The sequence below is a fragment of the Cupriavidus sp. 05L411 genome (assembly GCF_056398045.1).
The window spans coordinates 97,247-112,161 of sequence record NZ_JBFTOQ010000004.1; the positions used below are offsets into that span (position 1 = coordinate 97,247).

Genomic DNA, 14,915 nt, shown 5'->3' on the forward strand with positions numbered 1-14,915 from the left:
GCGTCGTCTGCGGCAGTGACCGCCGTCGCGTCGGGTTGGGCCACTGTAGTGGGCGGCCGCCGGCAGAACCAGACGGAAAATATGTCGCCCGATGTCAGCCGATCCGTCTGCCCGGCCGGTGTAACACCGCGACATGTTTTCCATGGCGAATGTTTCGCACCCTCGTCCTATAGTTCGTCCCGTTGCCAGGCCGCAGTGCGTGACCTGACCCGAACCCGAACCCGAAGGACATCCCATGAAACGCCATCACGTTGTCACAGCGGCTGCGTCGCTGATCCTCCTCGCCAGCACCCCGGCCTTCGCTGGCTGGTCGGGCCACGGCACGGCCTACACGCCGCACGGCGTCTACAACGGCGCGCATGCCGGTTCATGCGCAGGCGCAAGCTGTTCGCACGCCGGTGGCGTCGCCGGCCCCTACGGCGGGATCGCGACGAATACCGGCACGGTGACCCGTACCGCGCCGGGGCAGTTCTCCAACTCGGGCACGGCGACCGGGCCCAACGGCCGCTCGGTACAGCACGCTGGCGACACCAGTTGCGCCGGCGGCACCTGCTCGCACACGGGCAACCTCACCGGGCCAAACGGCCAGACTGCCTCCACGGCGGGCAGCGTGACGCGTGACGCGCCGGGCCAGTATTCATCGTCGGGCACGATCACCGGCTCGAACGGCAACACGGTCAGCCACGCGGCAGCGACCACTTGCGCTGGCGCGACGTGCGCCCGTGCGGGGACGGTGACCGGCGCGGACGGCGGCACCGTCACCCACTCGGGCACCGCGACGCGCGTGGCGCCGGGTGTCGTGACGACGGGCGGCGGCACGACGGTGGTGCATGGCGGCACGGTGACGACCGCAGGCACGGTCACGACCGGCGGCACGGTGACCACCGTGGGCGCCATCGTGGCGGTTGGCACCGCGCCTGTGGTCGTCACGCCCGCGCCAGTGGCTTATGTGCCGCCGCCTCCGGTGGCCTATGTGCAGCCCACGCCTGTCTACCTGCCGCCCGCGCAGCCCCCGAAGGCGGTCTACGTCGCCCCGCCGGCGCCCAAGGTGGTGGTGGTTGCGCCGCCCCCGCCGCCGCGGCTTGTGTATGTCGCGCCGCGTGCCGTCTACGTGGCACGGGCGCCGCGTGCGGCGGTCATGGTGCCCGGACATTGGGTCGGCCGCGTCTGGGTGCCTGCGCACTGGGCCTGACAGCCATCAGCCCTATCTGATTGTTCCGGATCGATGCGGATTGATGCGGATTGATGCGGATCGATGCGGATCGATGCGGATCGATTACCCCCCACCGGCATCGAATGTCGGCTACACCACGGAGAACACCATGAAGCAGATGATCGCGGTTTTGATTTTGTGTATTGTTTCTGCAGGCGCATCCGCGCAGAGCGTCGCGCCGCCAGCGGGCGGCAGCGCGCGGGTGGAACGTGCGATGCAGCAATTGCAGATGCGCTTCGCCAATGCCAACACGACGCGTGACGGCAAGCTGACCCGGGAACAAGCGGCGGCGGGCATGCCGATGGTCGCCAGCCACTTCGACGAGATCGACACGCAGCAGGCCGGATACATCACGTTGGCGCAGATCGAGGGGTTCATGAGACAGAAGGCAATGGCCCGCTGATCACCGCTGATCTCAGGCGATTCGCGATCCTTGCCGGAGACGCGCCATGGAGCAGGTGAACAGGATTATCGTGCTCGATGATGAGGCCGAGCTGCGCAACATGCTGCAACGGTTCCTGACCGGGCACGGCTTCCAGGTGCGCGCGGTCGCCGATGGCAAGCGGCTTGACCGCTACCTGCAGCGCGAGCCGTACGACTTGCTCGTGCTGGACCTGATGATGGAACCGGAAGATGGCCTGGCCATTTGCCGCCGGCTGCGCGCCGAAGGGCAGACGCTGCCCATCCTGATGCTGACCGCGAAAGGCGATCCGGTCGACAGGGTGGTCGGGCTTGAGACCGGCGCCGACGACTATCTCGCCAAGCCATTCCTCCCGGACGAACTGGTGGCACGGATCCGCGCGCTGCTGCGCCGGCAGAAGATGGCGGCTGGAGATCCGACCGTGACCTCGCAGACCTTGCGCTTCGGCGATTTCGCATTCGATGTCGGCAAGCAGACGCTGGAGCGCGGCGGTGAGCTGGTCGAAGTGCACTCCGCGCAGATGCTGCTGCTGCACGCGCTAGGGTCATCGCCAAACCGCCCGGTGAGCCGCGAGAACCTGCTGGCGCGCGCCCGGGGCCGCGACCATGACGCCCTTGACCGCAGCATCGACGTACAGATCCTGCGGTTGCGCCAGATCGTCGAAGACGATCCGTCCAAGCCGCGCTTCATCAAGACCGTGTGGGGCGTCGGCTACATGCTGGTCGCCGGCGTCGGGCCGTGATGCGGCTCGCGCTGCCCCGCTCGCTGCTCGCGCGCAACATCGCCCTGCTGGTGGCGCTCGTGGCGCTGACCCAGGTCAGCGCGCTCACCGTGTTGCTGCATTTCGTGCAGCGCCCGCACATCGAGCGTGCGGCGATCATCTTTTCCGACTACGTGAAGACGCTCGACCGCGTCTTTGCCGCCATGCCGCCCGAGCAGGGCCGCGCGGCGGCGGCACGGCTCGGGGCGCAGGCGCAGCCGCCGGAGCAAGGCGTAGAGGCGCCGCATGCCAGTCCGCTCCACTTCTTTCGTACCTACCAGCGCGACGTCTTCATGGAGGCATTGCAGCGCTATCTGCCGCCGGACATGGCGGTGCGATGGCAGACGGGGAACGGCGAGAGGGAGGGGGAAGGGGAGCAACTATGGATTCGCGTACACGTGGATGGCGTGCCCCAATGGATCGCCTTGCCGATGACCGAAGACGCGCAGGCGAGCGGCGTCACCACCGCGCTGGCGCTGTCGGCGGCCTTCGCGTTGCTCGCGGCGCTCACGGGCTACCTGATCCAGCTGCACATCAATCGTCCGCTACAGGATCTGGCGCGCGCGGCACGCCACGTCAGCGCCGGCGAAGCCCCCGTGCCTCTGCCCACCAGCGGGCCGACGGAAATCGCCCAGGTGAGCAGCGCGTTCAACCAGATGACGCAGGCATTGCAGCAGGCGGAGGCGACGCGCGCGCTGATGCTGGCCGGCGTGTCGCACGATATCCGCACGCCGCTCACCAAGCTGCGTCTGGCGATGGCCATGGCAATGCCGCGCGGCGCCGCCGATCAGTTCGTGGCATCGGCGGAGGGCTATCTCGATCAGATCGACACGATCCTCCAGCAGTTCATGGACTACGCGGGCAGTGGCGAACGCGAGGTGCCCCAGCCTGGCGACCTCAATGCGCTCGTTAGCCAGCTTGCCGCGGATTATGCCGGGCTTGGGCATGAGTTCGAGCTTTCGCTCGGCAGCGTGCCGGCGCTTTCGTTCCGGCCGGTGAGCCTGATGCGGCTGCTGATGAACCTGATGCACAACGCGGTCGTCTACGGACGAACCGGCTTGTTCGTGCGCACCTGGGCCGAGGGCGATACGGCCTATGCTGCCGTGTGCGACCGGGGCAGCGGCATCAGCGCGCAGGAGCTGGAGCAGCTCAAGGCGCCCTTTAGCCGCGGCAGCAACGCGCGCGGCCATTCGGGCGGCACCGGCCTGGGCCTGGCGATCGTGGAGCGCATTGCGCGCCTGCACGGCGGCTCCCTGCAGTTCCGCGCCCGCGAGGGCGGGGGGCTGGAAGCGGTGGTGGCGTTGCCGCTGCACCGGCCATCGGCGTCAGGCGAAGCCGCGCATTCCATACGCCCGGGCGCGACGCAAGCATGACATCGTGCGACATATTTCCTGCATGGCGCGCGCAGCCGGTTCCTCCCATACTTGCGTCTGCGGGTTGCGGCTCACAGCGATAGCAGATGAGCCGCACGCAAGCAGGCGTGATCTCCGATGGTTTCTGATCCTGTGGATCGAATGATTGTCGGCGACATCTTCTCGGCAATTATTCGGCAATCGGCGGCAATCGGCGGCGCGATGGTGCCGATGACAGGAACAACATGCGGACTTCATACCCACTCCTAAAGCACAACGCCACGCGTCTGGCGATGACGGCATTGGCGGCAGGATCGCTCTTGATGGCGGGCTGCGCCTGGGGCGTCACCGGCGTGACTCAGGCCAGCGCCATGCCTCAGGCACAGGTGCAGGTGCAGGCGGACATCATCTATGTGCAAGCCTTCGATGCCAGCCCGGATCAGGTGAAACTGGACAGCGGCATGGCTCAGAAGCTCAAGACGATGGTCGCCGGCGGGTCCGCGGCCAGCGAGCAGAGCCAGGCGGCGCGCGAAGCGAGCGAGCAGGTGTCCGATGAAATCGTGCGCCAGCTGCAGTCCCAGGGACTGCGCGCGGTACGCGCGGACGGCCCCGCGCCCGCGCACAGCAATGCGCTGATCGTCGAGGGAAGCATCCAGAAGATTGACGAGGGCAAGCGTCGGCGCCGCTTGCTGATCGGCCTTGGCGCAGGCAAGAGCGAGGTCGGCGCGTCGGTCCGGATCCTGTACAAGCCGGCGGACGGCGCGCCCATGCCGCTGCAGCGTTTCGCGGCCGAGGCCAACAGCGGCCACATGCCGGGCGTGGCTGAAACCGCCGGCGTCGGTGCCGCCGCCGGCCATCTCGCGATGTCCGCAGCCGCCGGCGCGGGCTTGCATGGCGTGTCCGAGGTCAAGCGCGACAGTATCTCCGCGGATGCCCGGCGCCTGGGCGATTCGATCGCGAAGCAGGTCGTGGCGGCGAACGCCGCAAACGGGTGGATGTCGGCGGCGCCGGTGGAGTGACGAGGCGCGAGGGGCAGTGCCTTGAACGGATTCCTACCTGAATCCCGCCGCGCGCCAGGGTGCATGGCGCTGTAGCCTTGCCTGTTCGCGCTGTAGCAGCGGGGCATAGCTGTGCAATTCCTGCGGCGCGATGTCGTAGGCGCGGCGAAAGGCGCGCGTAAAGCTCGATGCATTGTTGAAACCGAGCCCTGAGGCAATGTCTTGCACCGCCATGTCGGGAAAGCGCACCAGTTCATCGGCCGCCGCCCGCAGCCTGCGGCTGCGGATATAGGCGGCCAGGCCACCTTCATGCATGAACAGGCGGTACACGCTGGCGCGCGACAGATGCAGCGATTGCAGCACGCTGTCTGGGGTCAGGTCGGGGTCATGCAGATTGGCCTCGACATAACGCCGCACCTGTCCGTACACCGCCGCCCGCACCGCTGCGCGGGCGTTGCCGGAGAGCCCCGCGTGCCGGCTGAACGCAGCGGCCAGCAGTTCGACCGCGGTGCGAAATGCCCGGTCGGCTTCCTCTTTGCACAGGCCTACGATTTGTCGATTCAGTGCCACCAGATGCGAGATCAGCACCCGCATCAGCGGTGTGGTGGCCTCAACCAGGCGGCCATGCAGCGAGGCGGCATCGGGGAAGGCCATTTCCACCAAGGCGCGCGGCACGAAAAACAGCAGCATGCGGCCATGAAAACTCCGGATGGTGCACGGCTGGTCCATGTCCAGCGCGAGGATGCTTGGCACGCCGTGCCACTGCGGCGCGCTTATCCCTGGCTTGCCGCCCAGGAATTGGGCGGGCGCGCCTTCCAGGAACACGCTGAAGGTAATGTCGCGAATGTTCTCTGTCGACACGCGCCCCAACGAGCGCTCGGCCAGATTGGGGCTGGTGCGGATGTCGAAGAAGCTCAGATCGTCGATGGAGTAGCGAGACAGCGAGGCTTCGAAGGTCTGCTCGCCTTGCGCCGTGGCAGGCCGGATATCGTAGACCGGGCTCATCCGCTCCTGCCAGGCCAGCAAGCTCTGGCGGGCGTCGCCTTGCACGCTGAAACTGCTGTGCGCGATGCCGGGCGCTAGCGCGGGCGGCTCTGGAGGCAACAACAACCGGCTTAGCGGCATGCGCGCGGGCAAGAGATTGTTCGTGCAGGGGTGCGCATGGCTGATTTCCTTCCAGATATGCCCGCCCGGTGCCGGGGGATTGTCGATTGAGCGCTAGCCCACCCCGTGCGGGCTAATATGCGGCCAAGAGCATAACTTGTCCGGGCCGCCCAGGCTAGGGGGGCCGCCGATGGGGAAAACCCGGATGCGGGAGCTTGGCCGGAGCCTGCCGATGGTCTTCAACGGCGCCTTGCCTACCAATCCCGCACCCGGCCCGTATCCGCATGCACGAACTGCTCCTGCGGATAGAAGCCCACGCCGCCGGCGCGCAGCGAGAGCGCGGCGTCGCGCAGGTCGGACAGCGCAACGCCGGGCAGGCGGATATCGATGGCCTTGCCGTCCATATGCAGGCTATGGCTGGCCACGCCGCCACCGCGCGTCTTGCGCAGCCGCGCATTGGTGGCGGGGCTGCGATAGCCGGAGATGACCTGGAAGGGGGCCTCGCAGCACAGCGTTTGCCTCAGGCGGTAAAGCAGCGCGAACAGTTGCGGATCGATCACGCCGACCTGGCCCGAGTAGTGATCGCGCAGGAAGCGATTGAGCGCGGCCAGCGACTCGGGCACGAACTGATCGCCGACGGCGTAGACCAAGGCGATGCGCTCGCCGGTGTGGGTGTGCTCGAAGGACAAGCTGCGGGCATCGGGCAAGCTGGCCAGCGCGGCCCGGGCCGGCAACGGCAGCAGCGCGCCAGCCAGCACAAGCCCGCCGGTGTGCCGCAGGAACAGGCGGCGAGGATCGCTGGGCGGTTTGGTCATCGAAAGCACTCCCCTTTGGTGCAATTGCCCTATCTTGCCTGCGTGCTGGCCAAGGCGGAAGCCCGCAGGCGGGCGGACCGTTGCCGCAGCGCCTCGTCGAGCACGCGGTCCAGCCCATAGATATCCGGGAAGAAGTAGACGCGAGCGTCAGCCTTGACGATGGCCGTGCCGTAGGCAAGCACCACCGGCAAGGGCTGGCGCAGCCGCAGCGTGCTGGATTCTCCCTTCTCCATGGCCTCGCGGATGCGCGCCTCCGTCCAGCCGGGCGTGTCCTGCAGCACGAAGCCAGCCAGCGTCACCGGCGCCTCGACACGGATGCAGCCATGGCTCAGGTCGCGCCGGTCCCGCGCGAACAGTTGCGGGGTGGGCGTGTGATGCAGGTAGATGTTCTCGTTGTTGGGGAAGACGAACTTGATGTCGCCAAGCGCATTCATCGGCCCCGGGCGTTGCCGTATGCGCAACTGGCCGCGCTGGACGGCATCCAGGCTGGCGGCCGACAGGGTAGTGATCACCTTGCCCTCGCCACTGACGAACTCGAAGCCTTGCCGCTCGAAGTAGCCGGGATCGCGGCGCAGCCGGGGCACGGTTTCCGCGCGCGCGATGGACGGCGGCACGTTCCAGTAAGGGCTGAACTCGATGAAGCGCATGTCCTCCTTGAACAGCGGCGTGCGCGTATCGAGCGCCTTGCCCACGATCACTTTCATTTCCGCCTTGACCTGGATGGCCCCGCCGTGGATTTCGTAGGCGCGCAACACGAACTCCGGCACGTTGACCACGATCATGCGCGGGCCCTCCAGCAGGGGCGTCCAGCGCACGCGCTCCAGCGTCAGTTCGATCTGCCGTACGCGGTCGGCGAGCGGCGCGTTCAGTTGCGCGAACGTGCCCGCGCCGATGGCGCCATCCGCCTCCAGCCCGTGGCGGACCTGGAACGCCTTGATGCCCTCCACCAGTTCGCCTTGGTAGCGTTCCGGGACTGGCGTGGCGGCGGGCAGGTCGCCTAGCGCGATCAGGCGCTGCGCCAGCACCGGCAGCCCGGCGTAGGCCTGCCCGGGCACCAGCTTCCTGCCGGGCAGCGGCGGCAGCGGTGCCTGCCAGGCCGGGTGGCCCGCCAGCGCGCGGTAGCGTGAAAGCGCCGCGCGCAGGCTTGCGTAGAGCGGGAACGAAGGCGCCGCCTGCCGGACTGCCTCGGGCAGGTCCTGCCCGGCGATGGCTGCGCGCAGGAGGCGCGACGGATCGAACTGCCGGTCCGGCGCCGGGGCAAATTTCTCGTGGATCGTGCCGGGATCGACCCGGCCGCCGTGCAGGTCGGCGAGATAGCGCTGCATCGCCGTTGTCAGCCTCTCGTCAAGCGAGGCGGCGGCTTCGGGCGCCAGCGGCGGCCCTTCCGCGGCCTGGCCCAGCGCGCGGCGCAGGCCGTCGGCATCATAATCGCGGGGTTCCAGCCCGTCGGCCGTGGCGCCGTCGAGGATGCCGGCGGCCTGCCAGGCCTGGGCATTGGGATGGCCCTGCGAAAACCAGAGCGCCGCTGGCGCGGCCAGCGCGGCCAGCGCGAGCCCATGGCAACTCAAGGCCCATGCAGCCAGCAGGCCGGCGAGAACCCGAGGCGTGGCCACGCCGTTGCGTCGGATCCGGGAAGCGCCTCGCATCAACCCGCCCGCCGCCGGCATGATTCCCGTCGTTCAGCCCGTCGTTCAACGTGTCGTTCAACGCGTCGTTCTCGGGGCGCCCTCATTCCTCGATCTCGCTGCGCACCATCAGCACCGGCTTGTTGCTCTTGTGCACCACGCCTTCGGACACGCTGCCCATGACCAGGCGCCGGAAGCCGCGGCGGCCATGCGTGCCGATCACGATCAGGTCCGCATTCCAGTGGTCGGCTTGCTCCACGATCGTGGCGGAGATCTGCCCGGGGGAAACGGGCTTCTCGAGGATCAGCGTCGAATGCGGGATGCCGGCATCCGCCAGGCGCGTGGCGGCCGCTGCCAGCGCATCGCGTCCCGCGGCCAGGATGCCTTCCATCAGTTTGTGGGGGTCGTAGCTGCCCGCCGTGAAGAAGATATCGTTGTCGTCCGCCACGAAGAGCACCTTTACCTCGCTGCCGGTCGCCTTGGCCACCGTGATGGCCTGGCTCAGGGCAAGTTCCGAAGAGCGGCTGCCGTCCACCGCGAGCAATATTCTCTGGTACATGGTCCGTGCCTCCTGGCTGGATGTCGCCATGTTGCAATGTCGATAGGAAAGCGCGCATGGGAGCGGCTTCCATCAGCAGCTTAGAGGGCTGGGCGCGGGGCGTATTGATGCACGTCAAGCCACCTGGACGATGCACGCAACGCGCGCAAACGGCGCGGTGCCCGGGAAAGCAGCGAATGCCATGATCTGCATCAACACCACGCTTGCCCGGGCGTACAAACTGGAAGCGTCGGCTGCAAGCTGCGGCGCCTGTCTTTTTTTAGCGGGAGGTACAAGATGTATAGCAAGATCCTGGTTGCCGTGGATGGCAGCGAGTCCGCCGATCGGGCGCTGGAGGAGGCTCTGCGCCTGGCCGCCGCGATGCGCTCGGAACTCACCGTGGTGCATGTGATCGATAACAGCTACCTCAGGTACGAGGTCGGCTACATCGACCTGACAGACCTGCGTGCCGGCCTGCTCGAAGGCGGGCAGATCCTGCTGGACGAAGCCAAGGCCAAGGCGGCGGCTGCGCAGGTGGCATGCAAGACGCTGATGGTGGATGAAGCACTGGCGCTGGGCGACGTGGCGAACGCGATCGAGCAGGTGGCGCAGCAGACCGGGGCGGAGTTGCTGGTGCTGGGCACGCACGGTCGGCGCGGCGTGCGGCGCCTGCTGATGGGCAGCGTAGCCGAAGCGCTGGTCCGGCAATGCCGCCAGCCGGTACTGCTGGTGCACGCGCCACAGGCTGAGCCGAGCGCCGGCGCAAAGCCGGCATCAGGCGCGCCGGTGAGGCCATGACCTCCATGTTGCCGGCTGCCGCCAGGCGGCGCCTGGCATGCCGGGCGCTCGCCGGGGCCGCCGTGCTGTGCTGCACAGCAGGCCTGCACGCGGCCGCGTGGGCGGGTTCAGCCGCCGACAAGCGCGTGCTGGATGCCGACGAGCTCGATGCACGCTGCGAAGCCGTGCTGGCGCGCCTGACTGCGCGCAACCCCGGCGCGCGGGCCTTGGTGGACAAGGCCAGCGGCGTGCTGGTCTTTCCCGATGTGCTCGCCGGCGGCGCGGTGGCGGGCGTGGAGCAGGGCGACGGCATGATGCGTGGCGCAGGCGGGGACAAGGCCTACTACCGGCTGATTGGCGCCTCGCTCGGGGCGCAGGCGGGCATGGCATCCAGGGCCATGGTGCTGGTGTTCCTGACCGGGCAGGCGCTGGAACGCTTCCGTGCCAGCCAGGGCTGGACCGTGGGCGTGGACGGGTCGGTGTCCGTCCTGAGCCTGGGCATCGGTGCCAGCGTRGATAGCAACACCGTGCGRGGCGAYATTGTGGGCTTCGTGCTGACCAACGGCGGCATCATGATCAGCCTGTCGCTGGTCGGCACGCGGATAACCCGGATCGAGAGCTGAGGAGCCATCGATGGAAAAGATCCTGATCGTTTATTACTCGCGCACCGGCACGGCGCGCCAGGCCGCGGAAGAACTGGCGGCGCAATCCGGCTGGCCGCTGGCGGAAGTCGGCGACCAGGCCAGCCGCGCCGGCTTGCTGGGCGATGCGCGCTGCGTGCTGGATATCTTGTTGCAGAGGCATGTAGGCTACCGCTACGCCGGCCCGGCGCTGGACGATTGCCAGCGGCTCGTCATCGTCGCGCCCATCTGGGTCGGCCACCTGGCTGCGCCCATGCGCAGCTTCCTGCGCGACCACATGCCACTGGCCTGCAAGACGTCGGTGATCTGCGTGATGGCCCGGCAAGGCGCTTTCCGGGCGGCAGAGGAGATCGCCCGCCTGGCCACGGAGCCGCCGTCGCCGGTACTGGCGCTGCGCCAGGCCGATGTGGCCAGCGGGGCGGCAATGCAGGCCCTGCGCGCTTTTGCCGAGCAGGTGGAAGCCGCCAACGGCCAGAGCGGCGCCGCGCAGCGGCCAGCATGGCTATCGCCCAAGGAAGCCTGAGCGGGCAAGGTTCCACGCACCGCCATCAGCCGGACAGGACGGTCTCGCCTATGCGCACCACATGGCGCCATTCGTCGCTGCCCAATGGCTCCTGCGCGCGCCGCTGCCACTCCAGCACCTGAAGATCCGCCTCTGAAGGATCGCCGCCCTGGCGCGCGCGCGTGACGATCCGTTCGCGCAGGGTGGCCAGGCCCGCATGGCAGTCGACGATGGAAAAGCCAGCGCCCCGGCGCGCGGCCAGCGACGCGAAACGCCGCCGCTCGGCGCGCGCGAGGAAGGTCGCATCGGCAATCATGGGGAATCCGGCGCCACTGCCTAGCCGGCAGATTGCCAGCAGCCGCCGGTAGACGCGGGCGGTGCGTTGCGCCGTGTAAAGGTCGCCGTGCGCGGCCGGATTGCCAGGTGTATCGGCAAGTTGATCGCCCAGTTGATTGCCACGTTGATTGCCATGTTGTTTGCCATGTGCAAGCGCAAGGCGTTTGCGCTCCACATCGGCGCGCACGCGCACCATGGCCGCGGCCAGCGCCAGCTGGTGGGCAACGGTGCTTTTGCCGCTGCCCGAGAGGCCATGCATGATGGTGATCGCGCCCGGATTGCGCGTCAGCGCGGCGCTGGCCAGCGCGAGCAGATCGTTGCAGCGCATCTGCGCCGCCGCCATTTCCGCAGCGGTGCCGGTTCCCGCCGCGCTGCGCTGGCGGGCCCGCTCGAGCAGCACGCGGGCGCGCACCACGGCGCGCAGCGCCGTGTAGAACGGCAATATCGCCAGGCCGGCATAGTCGCCGCTGCACTCCAGATAGGTATTGATCAGCCGGTAGGCCAGGTCTTGCCGGCTGGCATGGAGCAGATCCATGAAAACAAAGGCGGTATCGCTGATGGTGTCGATCCAGCGTAGCCCGGCATCGAACTCCAGGCAATCGAATGGCGTGGGCTCGCCGTCGATCAAGGCGATATTGCCAAGGTGCAGGTCGCCGTGGCACTCCCTGACATGGCCGCTTGCCAGCCGCTTGGCAAATGCCGGTTGCAGCGCCAGGGCCCGCTCGCGCAGCAGCGCCGCCATGCGTTGCGCCGCGCCGGTGCCCGAGGCAAGGGCGGCAACGCCCGCCATGGCTTGTTGCGCCACCGCCGCGATCCGTGCCGGCGTGCCATGCCCCGTGCCGCCGCTGGCAACCGGCGCAGCCAGGTGGATCGCGGCAAGCCGGCGGGCCAGCGTCTCGACATGGGTGCCGGTTAGCCGGTTCGTCTGCGCCATCGCGCAGAACAGGTCTTGCTGGCGGAAGCGGCGCATCTTTACCGCGTACTCCAGCGCTTGGCCAGTACCGCCTACCCGGACCTCCCCGGGGCCGGGTCCCGCCACGATCGGCACCACGCCGAGGTAGAGCGCCGCCGCCATCCTGCGATTCAGTTCGAGTTCGGCCTGGCAATCCGCCTCGCGGGCGGCCAGCGTGCCGAAGTCGACGAAGTCCAGGCGCACGGGCTTGCGCACCTTGTAGGCAAAGGGCCCGGCAAGGAAGACTTGCGAGATGTGCGTCTCGATGAGGCTGACCTCGCCCACCGGATGCGGGTAAGCCGCGGGTCGCATCAACGCTTGCGTGAGTGCCGCTGGTTCCATGCCGCGCTCTCCCAGGTGCCTGTCTCCCCGATCGGACAGGTCATGTACCCATGCTATGCGCGTGCCCGGAAGTTAGCTTGATGCGGATCAAGCCGAGCGGCAACCACGCGCCTATATTGAAGCGGAACGAGGATTCGGCGCGGCAGGCCACGGGCGTGACAAGCCGGTGCCAGCAAGCGCCGGCAACCGGAGGCGGCGATGAAGATGACAGTTTCCAACCAAGGTGCCACGGGCGGCTGCGTGCGCCGGCGCGGCCTTGCGGCTTGCCTGGCGGCCATGCTTTGTGCTGGCTGCGCGCCGGGACCCGAGTGGTGGCGGCCGCCCAGGCCCAAGGCCGACACGGTCGCGCCCGCCGCCTCGATGCATGCCTGGAATGCCATGTGCCTGTCCGATCCGTTCGATCCGTTCGATTCGTTCGATTCGTTCGATCCGTTGCTGGCAGCCGGTGCCGTTGCCATCGAGGCGCCGCGCCAGGCGGCGCACAGCCAGGTCTAGAGCGCGAAACGGAAATGACCGCTGTGCAGCACTATGTGGTGAGCCGCGGTCATTTCAAACAGTTGCTGCGCCACGCATTCGATATCCTCGCGGTGCCCTTCGAAGGCTTGGATGAGGTCGTCCGGCCGGTACGAACGCGCACCGAAGTGGTCTTCCAGTGCCTCCGCCGTGATCGCGTAGCTGGCCGGGATGCCGTCGACGCTGGCAGCGCACTCGAGACAGAGATCAGCCGGGCGATACGAGGGGATGGTTTTTGCAAAGACGATCTTGATGGTCATGGCATCGACCCCCGGGAAGAGAAACAAGGAAGGTGCAAAGAGGACGGCGCAAACAGGCAGGCGCAATGAAGTGCAAGGCGGAGCACGGGAAAGGCGAGCGCCGCGGGCACGCCGCGGCAGCTTTCTGCCAGTCTAGGCACTACGGTTGCAGCTGCAAGCCGAACCGTGCGCGTTTCCTGATCAACGTCAAGCCAACGTCAATCAGGCGCGCAAGATGGTGGGCCGCGCGCTCACTGCTTCCGCAAGGCTGGCAGGGGCGGCTTGCGCAACGGCGCCCGCCTAGATGCGGTCCAGCGCGTCAAGATCCAGCAGGGTCACGCGTTTGCCCTTGACCTCGATGAGGCCGTCGCGCTGGAAGCGCGACAAGGTGCGGCTGACGGTCTCAAGCTTCATGCCCAGGTAGCTGCCGATTTCTTCGCGTGTCATGCGCAGCGCGAGGTCGCGCCGGGAGTAGCCGCGCGCATGCTGGCGCGCCGAGATATTGAGCAGGAATGCCGCCACGCGCTGCTCCGCGCACAAGCTGGCGAGCAGCAGCATCACGCCCGATTCGCGCACGATCTCGCTGCTTAGCATGCGGTGTACGTGCTGCTGCAGCGAGCGCATTTCGCGGCAGAGCGCTTCTAGCAGATGGAAGGGAATGACGCACACCGCGCTGTCTTCCAGGGCGATGGCGTCGCAGGCATGGTGCTCCGTGCAGATGCCATCCAGCCCGAGCGTCTCGCCGGTGAGGAAGAAGCCGCTGACCTGCTCGCAGCCGTTCTGGTGCGCCAACACCGTCTTGAACGATCCGGAACGCAGCGCGTAGATGCTTTGAAAGGCGTCGCCGGCGCGGTAGAGCGCTTCGCCGCGCCGGACCATGCGCCAGTTGTGGATCACGGCATCGAGCCTGGAGCGATCCGCATCGTTCAGGCTGCCACCCATGCAGATGGCGCGCATGGCGCAGCTTGAGCAATTTGCCTTGTGGGACACCGTGGCCGGCGGGGTGGGTTCCAGGGGCAGGAAATCCAGCAATTGGGGGCTGTGAAAGGCCTGGGGCATCGCCGCAGGCGCTTTCGCTTGCTGTTGCAGGTACGCTGACATGGCTGATTCCTTTGTCTCTGGTCTCTGGTCTTTTATCTCTTGCCCCTGGCCGCTCGGAATGGCCACTGCTGTCGGGCGTGTTTGCCGCCGATGCCGGGCAAAGGGCTGCGCGCACTATGCAGCGGTGTGTTCCGGTGCCGCCGCCCGAGCGGTTATCTTCTGCGCCGCAAGGCGCAGCAGGGTGCTGCGCAACGCGTCGAATTCCATGGTCTTGTCGAAGAAGTACGACGCCCCGGCCCGCAGGCAAGCACAGCGCATTGGCGGCGCCGGGCAGTTGCTCAGGACGACCACGATCGCCTGGCGGCGCATTCTTCGCAGGCCCTGCAGTGCGCTCAGCCCCGATCGGCCATACCTGCTCAGGCTGAGGATGACAATGTCGGGCAGCAGGATCTGCGCGGCCAGCAGTGCGGCACCTGGCTCGCGGGCCAGGGCGAGCAGTTCCACTTCCTTGATCGATCTCAGCATCCTGGTCTGCCGCGCGCCGATCAGGGCGGAGTCCTCGAGCAGCAGGACGGTCAGGCGTTCAGGAAGCGTCATGGAATCCATGCAATCGAGTATGGCTTGCGCCGTGGCAGGCAGAAAGAAGCGGTGGCTGAGAGTGGTGTCGGAAAAGAGAAGGCCCCTGTCAGGCAATCCTGACAAAGGCCATCGGTTATTCAGACGATGGCACCTGCTGCGCCCACCTC

General features: G+C 67.6%; 17 protein-coding genes. 9 read left to right on the top strand and 8 right to left on the bottom strand.

All coding sequences use genetic code 11. The annotated features are described in order from the left end of the window. The first annotated feature begins 235 nt into the window (after positions 1-235). The 5 genes from AC1DQR_RS05950 to AC1DQR_RS05970 all read left to right on the top strand — a co-directional run bounded on the left by AC1DQR_RS05950 (position 236) and on the right by AC1DQR_RS05970 (position 4,765). Positions 236-1,192, top strand: coding sequence for a hypothetical protein (locus AC1DQR_RS05950; RefSeq protein ID WP_416048420.1), 957 nt, complete (start codon positions 236-238; stop codon positions 1,190-1,192). Positions 1,193-1,322: 130 nt separating this feature from the next. Then, complete coding sequence (locus tag AC1DQR_RS05955) at positions 1,323-1,616, top strand: EF-hand domain-containing protein (RefSeq protein ID WP_477132702.1); 294 nt, start codon at positions 1,323-1,325, stop codon at positions 1,614-1,616. Between the two features lie 46 nt (positions 1,617-1,662). Then, positions 1,663-2,376: a response regulator gene (locus AC1DQR_RS05960; RefSeq protein ID WP_477132703.1), complete on the top strand. Its 714-nt coding sequence runs from the start codon at positions 1,663-1,665 to the stop codon at positions 2,374-2,376. Further along, positions 2,376-3,767 carry an ATP-binding protein gene (locus AC1DQR_RS05965; RefSeq protein WP_477132704.1) on the top strand — a complete coding sequence of 464 codons (1,392 nt, stop codon included), beginning with the start codon at positions 2,376-2,378 and terminating at the stop codon, positions 3,765-3,767. Before AC1DQR_RS05960 ends, AC1DQR_RS05965 begins: the two co-directional genes overlap by 1 nt. A gap of 224 nt (positions 3,768-3,991) precedes the next feature. Continuing rightward, complete coding sequence (locus AC1DQR_RS05970) at positions 3,992-4,765, top strand: DUF4410 domain-containing protein (protein ID WP_477132705.1); 774 nt, start codon at positions 3,992-3,994, stop codon at positions 4,763-4,765. 33 nt (positions 4,766-4,798) lie between these two features. Here AC1DQR_RS05970 and AC1DQR_RS05975 read toward each other — a convergent pair whose 3' ends face one another. The 4 genes from AC1DQR_RS05975 to AC1DQR_RS05990 all read right to left on the bottom strand — a co-directional run bounded on the left by AC1DQR_RS05975 (position 4,799) and on the right by AC1DQR_RS05990 (position 8,847). Further along, entirely contained in the window at positions 4,799-5,794 is a 996-nt protein-coding gene (locus tag AC1DQR_RS05975) for an AraC family transcriptional regulator (RefSeq protein WP_416048424.1), read from the bottom strand. Positions 5,795-6,102: 308 nt separating this feature from the next. Then, the gene (gene mepK, locus AC1DQR_RS05980; protein ID WP_416048425.1) at positions 6,103-6,663 is read right to left on the bottom strand and encodes a peptidoglycan L,D-endopeptidase MepK; all 561 of its coding nucleotides are present in this window, start codon (positions 6,661-6,663) and stop codon (positions 6,103-6,105) included. Between the two features lie 29 nt (positions 6,664-6,692). Then, on the bottom strand, positions 6,693-8,276 hold the full coding sequence (locus AC1DQR_RS05985; RefSeq protein WP_477132706.1) for a L,D-transpeptidase family protein: 1,584 nt from the start codon (positions 8,274-8,276) through the stop codon (positions 6,693-6,695). A 115-nt stretch (positions 8,277-8,391) separates the two neighbouring features. Continuing rightward, the gene (locus AC1DQR_RS05990) at positions 8,392-8,847 is read right to left on the bottom strand and encodes a universal stress protein (RefSeq protein WP_477132707.1); all 456 of its coding nucleotides are present in this window, start codon (positions 8,845-8,847) and stop codon (positions 8,392-8,394) included. Positions 8,848-9,123: 276 nt separating this feature from the next. Between AC1DQR_RS05990 and AC1DQR_RS05995 the strand changes: the two genes are divergently transcribed. From AC1DQR_RS05995 to AC1DQR_RS06005, 3 genes are read left to right on the top strand one after another with little or no spacing between them, the layout of a single operon-like run. Then, positions 9,124-9,624, top strand: coding sequence for a universal stress protein (locus AC1DQR_RS05995; RefSeq protein WP_416048428.1), 501 nt, complete (start codon positions 9,124-9,126; stop codon positions 9,622-9,624). Beyond that, positions 9,621-10,226, top strand: coding sequence for a lipid-binding SYLF domain-containing protein (locus AC1DQR_RS06000; protein WP_477132708.1), 606 nt, complete (start codon positions 9,621-9,623; stop codon positions 10,224-10,226). Before AC1DQR_RS05995 ends, AC1DQR_RS06000 begins: the two co-directional genes overlap by 4 nt. 10 nt (positions 10,227-10,236) lie before the next feature. Then, positions 10,237-10,767 (top strand): flavodoxin family protein, encoded by a 531-nt coding sequence (locus AC1DQR_RS06005; protein WP_416048430.1) that lies wholly within the window; start codon positions 10,237-10,239, stop codon positions 10,765-10,767. A 25-nt stretch (positions 10,768-10,792) separates the two neighbouring features. On the opposite strand, the gene AC1DQR_RS06010 is transcribed toward AC1DQR_RS06005, so the two are convergent. Beyond that, positions 10,793-12,376 carry a bifunctional aminoglycoside phosphotransferase/ATP-binding protein gene (locus tag AC1DQR_RS06010; RefSeq protein WP_477132709.1) on the bottom strand — a complete coding sequence of 528 codons (1,584 nt, stop codon included), beginning with the start codon at positions 12,374-12,376 and terminating at the stop codon, positions 10,793-10,795. A gap of 204 nt (positions 12,377-12,580) precedes the next feature. Here AC1DQR_RS06010 and AC1DQR_RS06015 point away from each other — a divergent pair, with 204 nt between their 5' ends. Then, positions 12,581-12,871: a hypothetical protein gene (locus AC1DQR_RS06015; protein WP_477132710.1), complete on the top strand. Its 291-nt coding sequence runs from the start codon at positions 12,581-12,583 to the stop codon at positions 12,869-12,871. On the opposite strand, the gene AC1DQR_RS06020 is transcribed toward AC1DQR_RS06015, so the two are convergent. The 3 genes from AC1DQR_RS06020 to AC1DQR_RS06030 form a co-directional block, all read right to left on the bottom strand. Beyond that, complete coding sequence (locus AC1DQR_RS06020) at positions 12,868-13,149, bottom strand: DUF1488 family protein (RefSeq protein ID WP_174425406.1); 282 nt, start codon at positions 13,147-13,149, stop codon at positions 12,868-12,870. The two genes, AC1DQR_RS06015 and AC1DQR_RS06020, sit on opposite strands and share 4 nt — an antisense overlap. A gap of 279 nt (positions 13,150-13,428) precedes the next feature. Continuing rightward, positions 13,429-14,229, bottom strand: coding sequence for a fumarate/nitrate reduction transcriptional regulator Fnr (fnr, locus tag AC1DQR_RS06025; protein ID WP_477132711.1), 801 nt, complete (start codon positions 14,227-14,229; stop codon positions 13,429-13,431). A gap of 114 nt (positions 14,230-14,343) precedes the next feature. Further along, a complete protein-coding gene (locus AC1DQR_RS06030) occupies positions 14,344-14,775 on the bottom strand; it encodes a response regulator (protein ID WP_477132712.1) in 432 nt (143 codons plus the stop codon). Between the last annotated feature and the right edge of the window lie 140 nt (positions 14,776-14,915).

Bases quoted from the DNA above. Each gene is read 5' to 3' on its own strand.
- AC1DQR_RS05960 (WP_477132703.1), top strand. From the start codon at position 1,663: ATGGAGCAGGTGAACAGGATTATCGTGCTCGATGATGAGGCCGAGCTG.
- AC1DQR_RS06010 (WP_477132709.1), bottom strand. From the start codon at position 12,376: ATGGAACCAGCGGCACTCACGCAAGCGTTGATGCGACCCGCGGCTTAC.
- AC1DQR_RS05965 (WP_477132704.1), top strand. From the start codon at position 2,376: ATGCGGCTCGCGCTGCCCCGCTCGCTGCTCGCGCGCAACATCGCCCTG.
- AC1DQR_RS05970 (WP_477132705.1), top strand. From the start codon at position 3,992: ATGCGGACTTCATACCCACTCCTAAAGCACAACGCCACGCGTCTGGCG.
- AC1DQR_RS06015 (WP_477132710.1), top strand. From the start codon at position 12,581: ATGACAGTTTCCAACCAAGGTGCCACGGGCGGCTGCGTGCGCCGGCGC.
- fnr (WP_477132711.1), bottom strand. From the start codon at position 14,229: ATGTCAGCGTACCTGCAACAGCAAGCGAAAGCGCCTGCGGCGATGCCC.
- AC1DQR_RS06030 (WP_477132712.1), bottom strand. From the start codon at position 14,775: ATGGATTCCATGACGCTTCCTGAACGCCTGACCGTCCTGCTGCTCGAG.
- mepK (WP_416048425.1), bottom strand. From the start codon at position 6,663: ATGACCAAACCGCCCAGCGATCCTCGCCGCCTGTTCCTGCGGCACACC.
- AC1DQR_RS06020 (WP_174425406.1), bottom strand. From the start codon at position 13,149: ATGACCATCAAGATCGTCTTTGCAAAAACCATCCCCTCGTATCGCCCG.
- AC1DQR_RS05995 (WP_416048428.1), top strand. From the start codon at position 9,124: ATGTATAGCAAGATCCTGGTTGCCGTGGATGGCAGCGAGTCCGCCGAT.
- AC1DQR_RS06005 (WP_416048430.1), top strand. From the start codon at position 10,237: ATGGAAAAGATCCTGATCGTTTATTACTCGCGCACCGGCACGGCGCGC.
- AC1DQR_RS05955 (WP_477132702.1), top strand. From the start codon at position 1,323: ATGAAGCAGATGATCGCGGTTTTGATTTTGTGTATTGTTTCTGCAGGC.
- AC1DQR_RS05990 (WP_477132707.1), bottom strand. From the start codon at position 8,847: ATGTACCAGAGAATATTGCTCGCGGTGGACGGCAGCCGCTCTTCGGAA.
- AC1DQR_RS05950 (WP_416048420.1), top strand. From the start codon at position 236: ATGAAACGCCATCACGTTGTCACAGCGGCTGCGTCGCTGATCCTCCTC.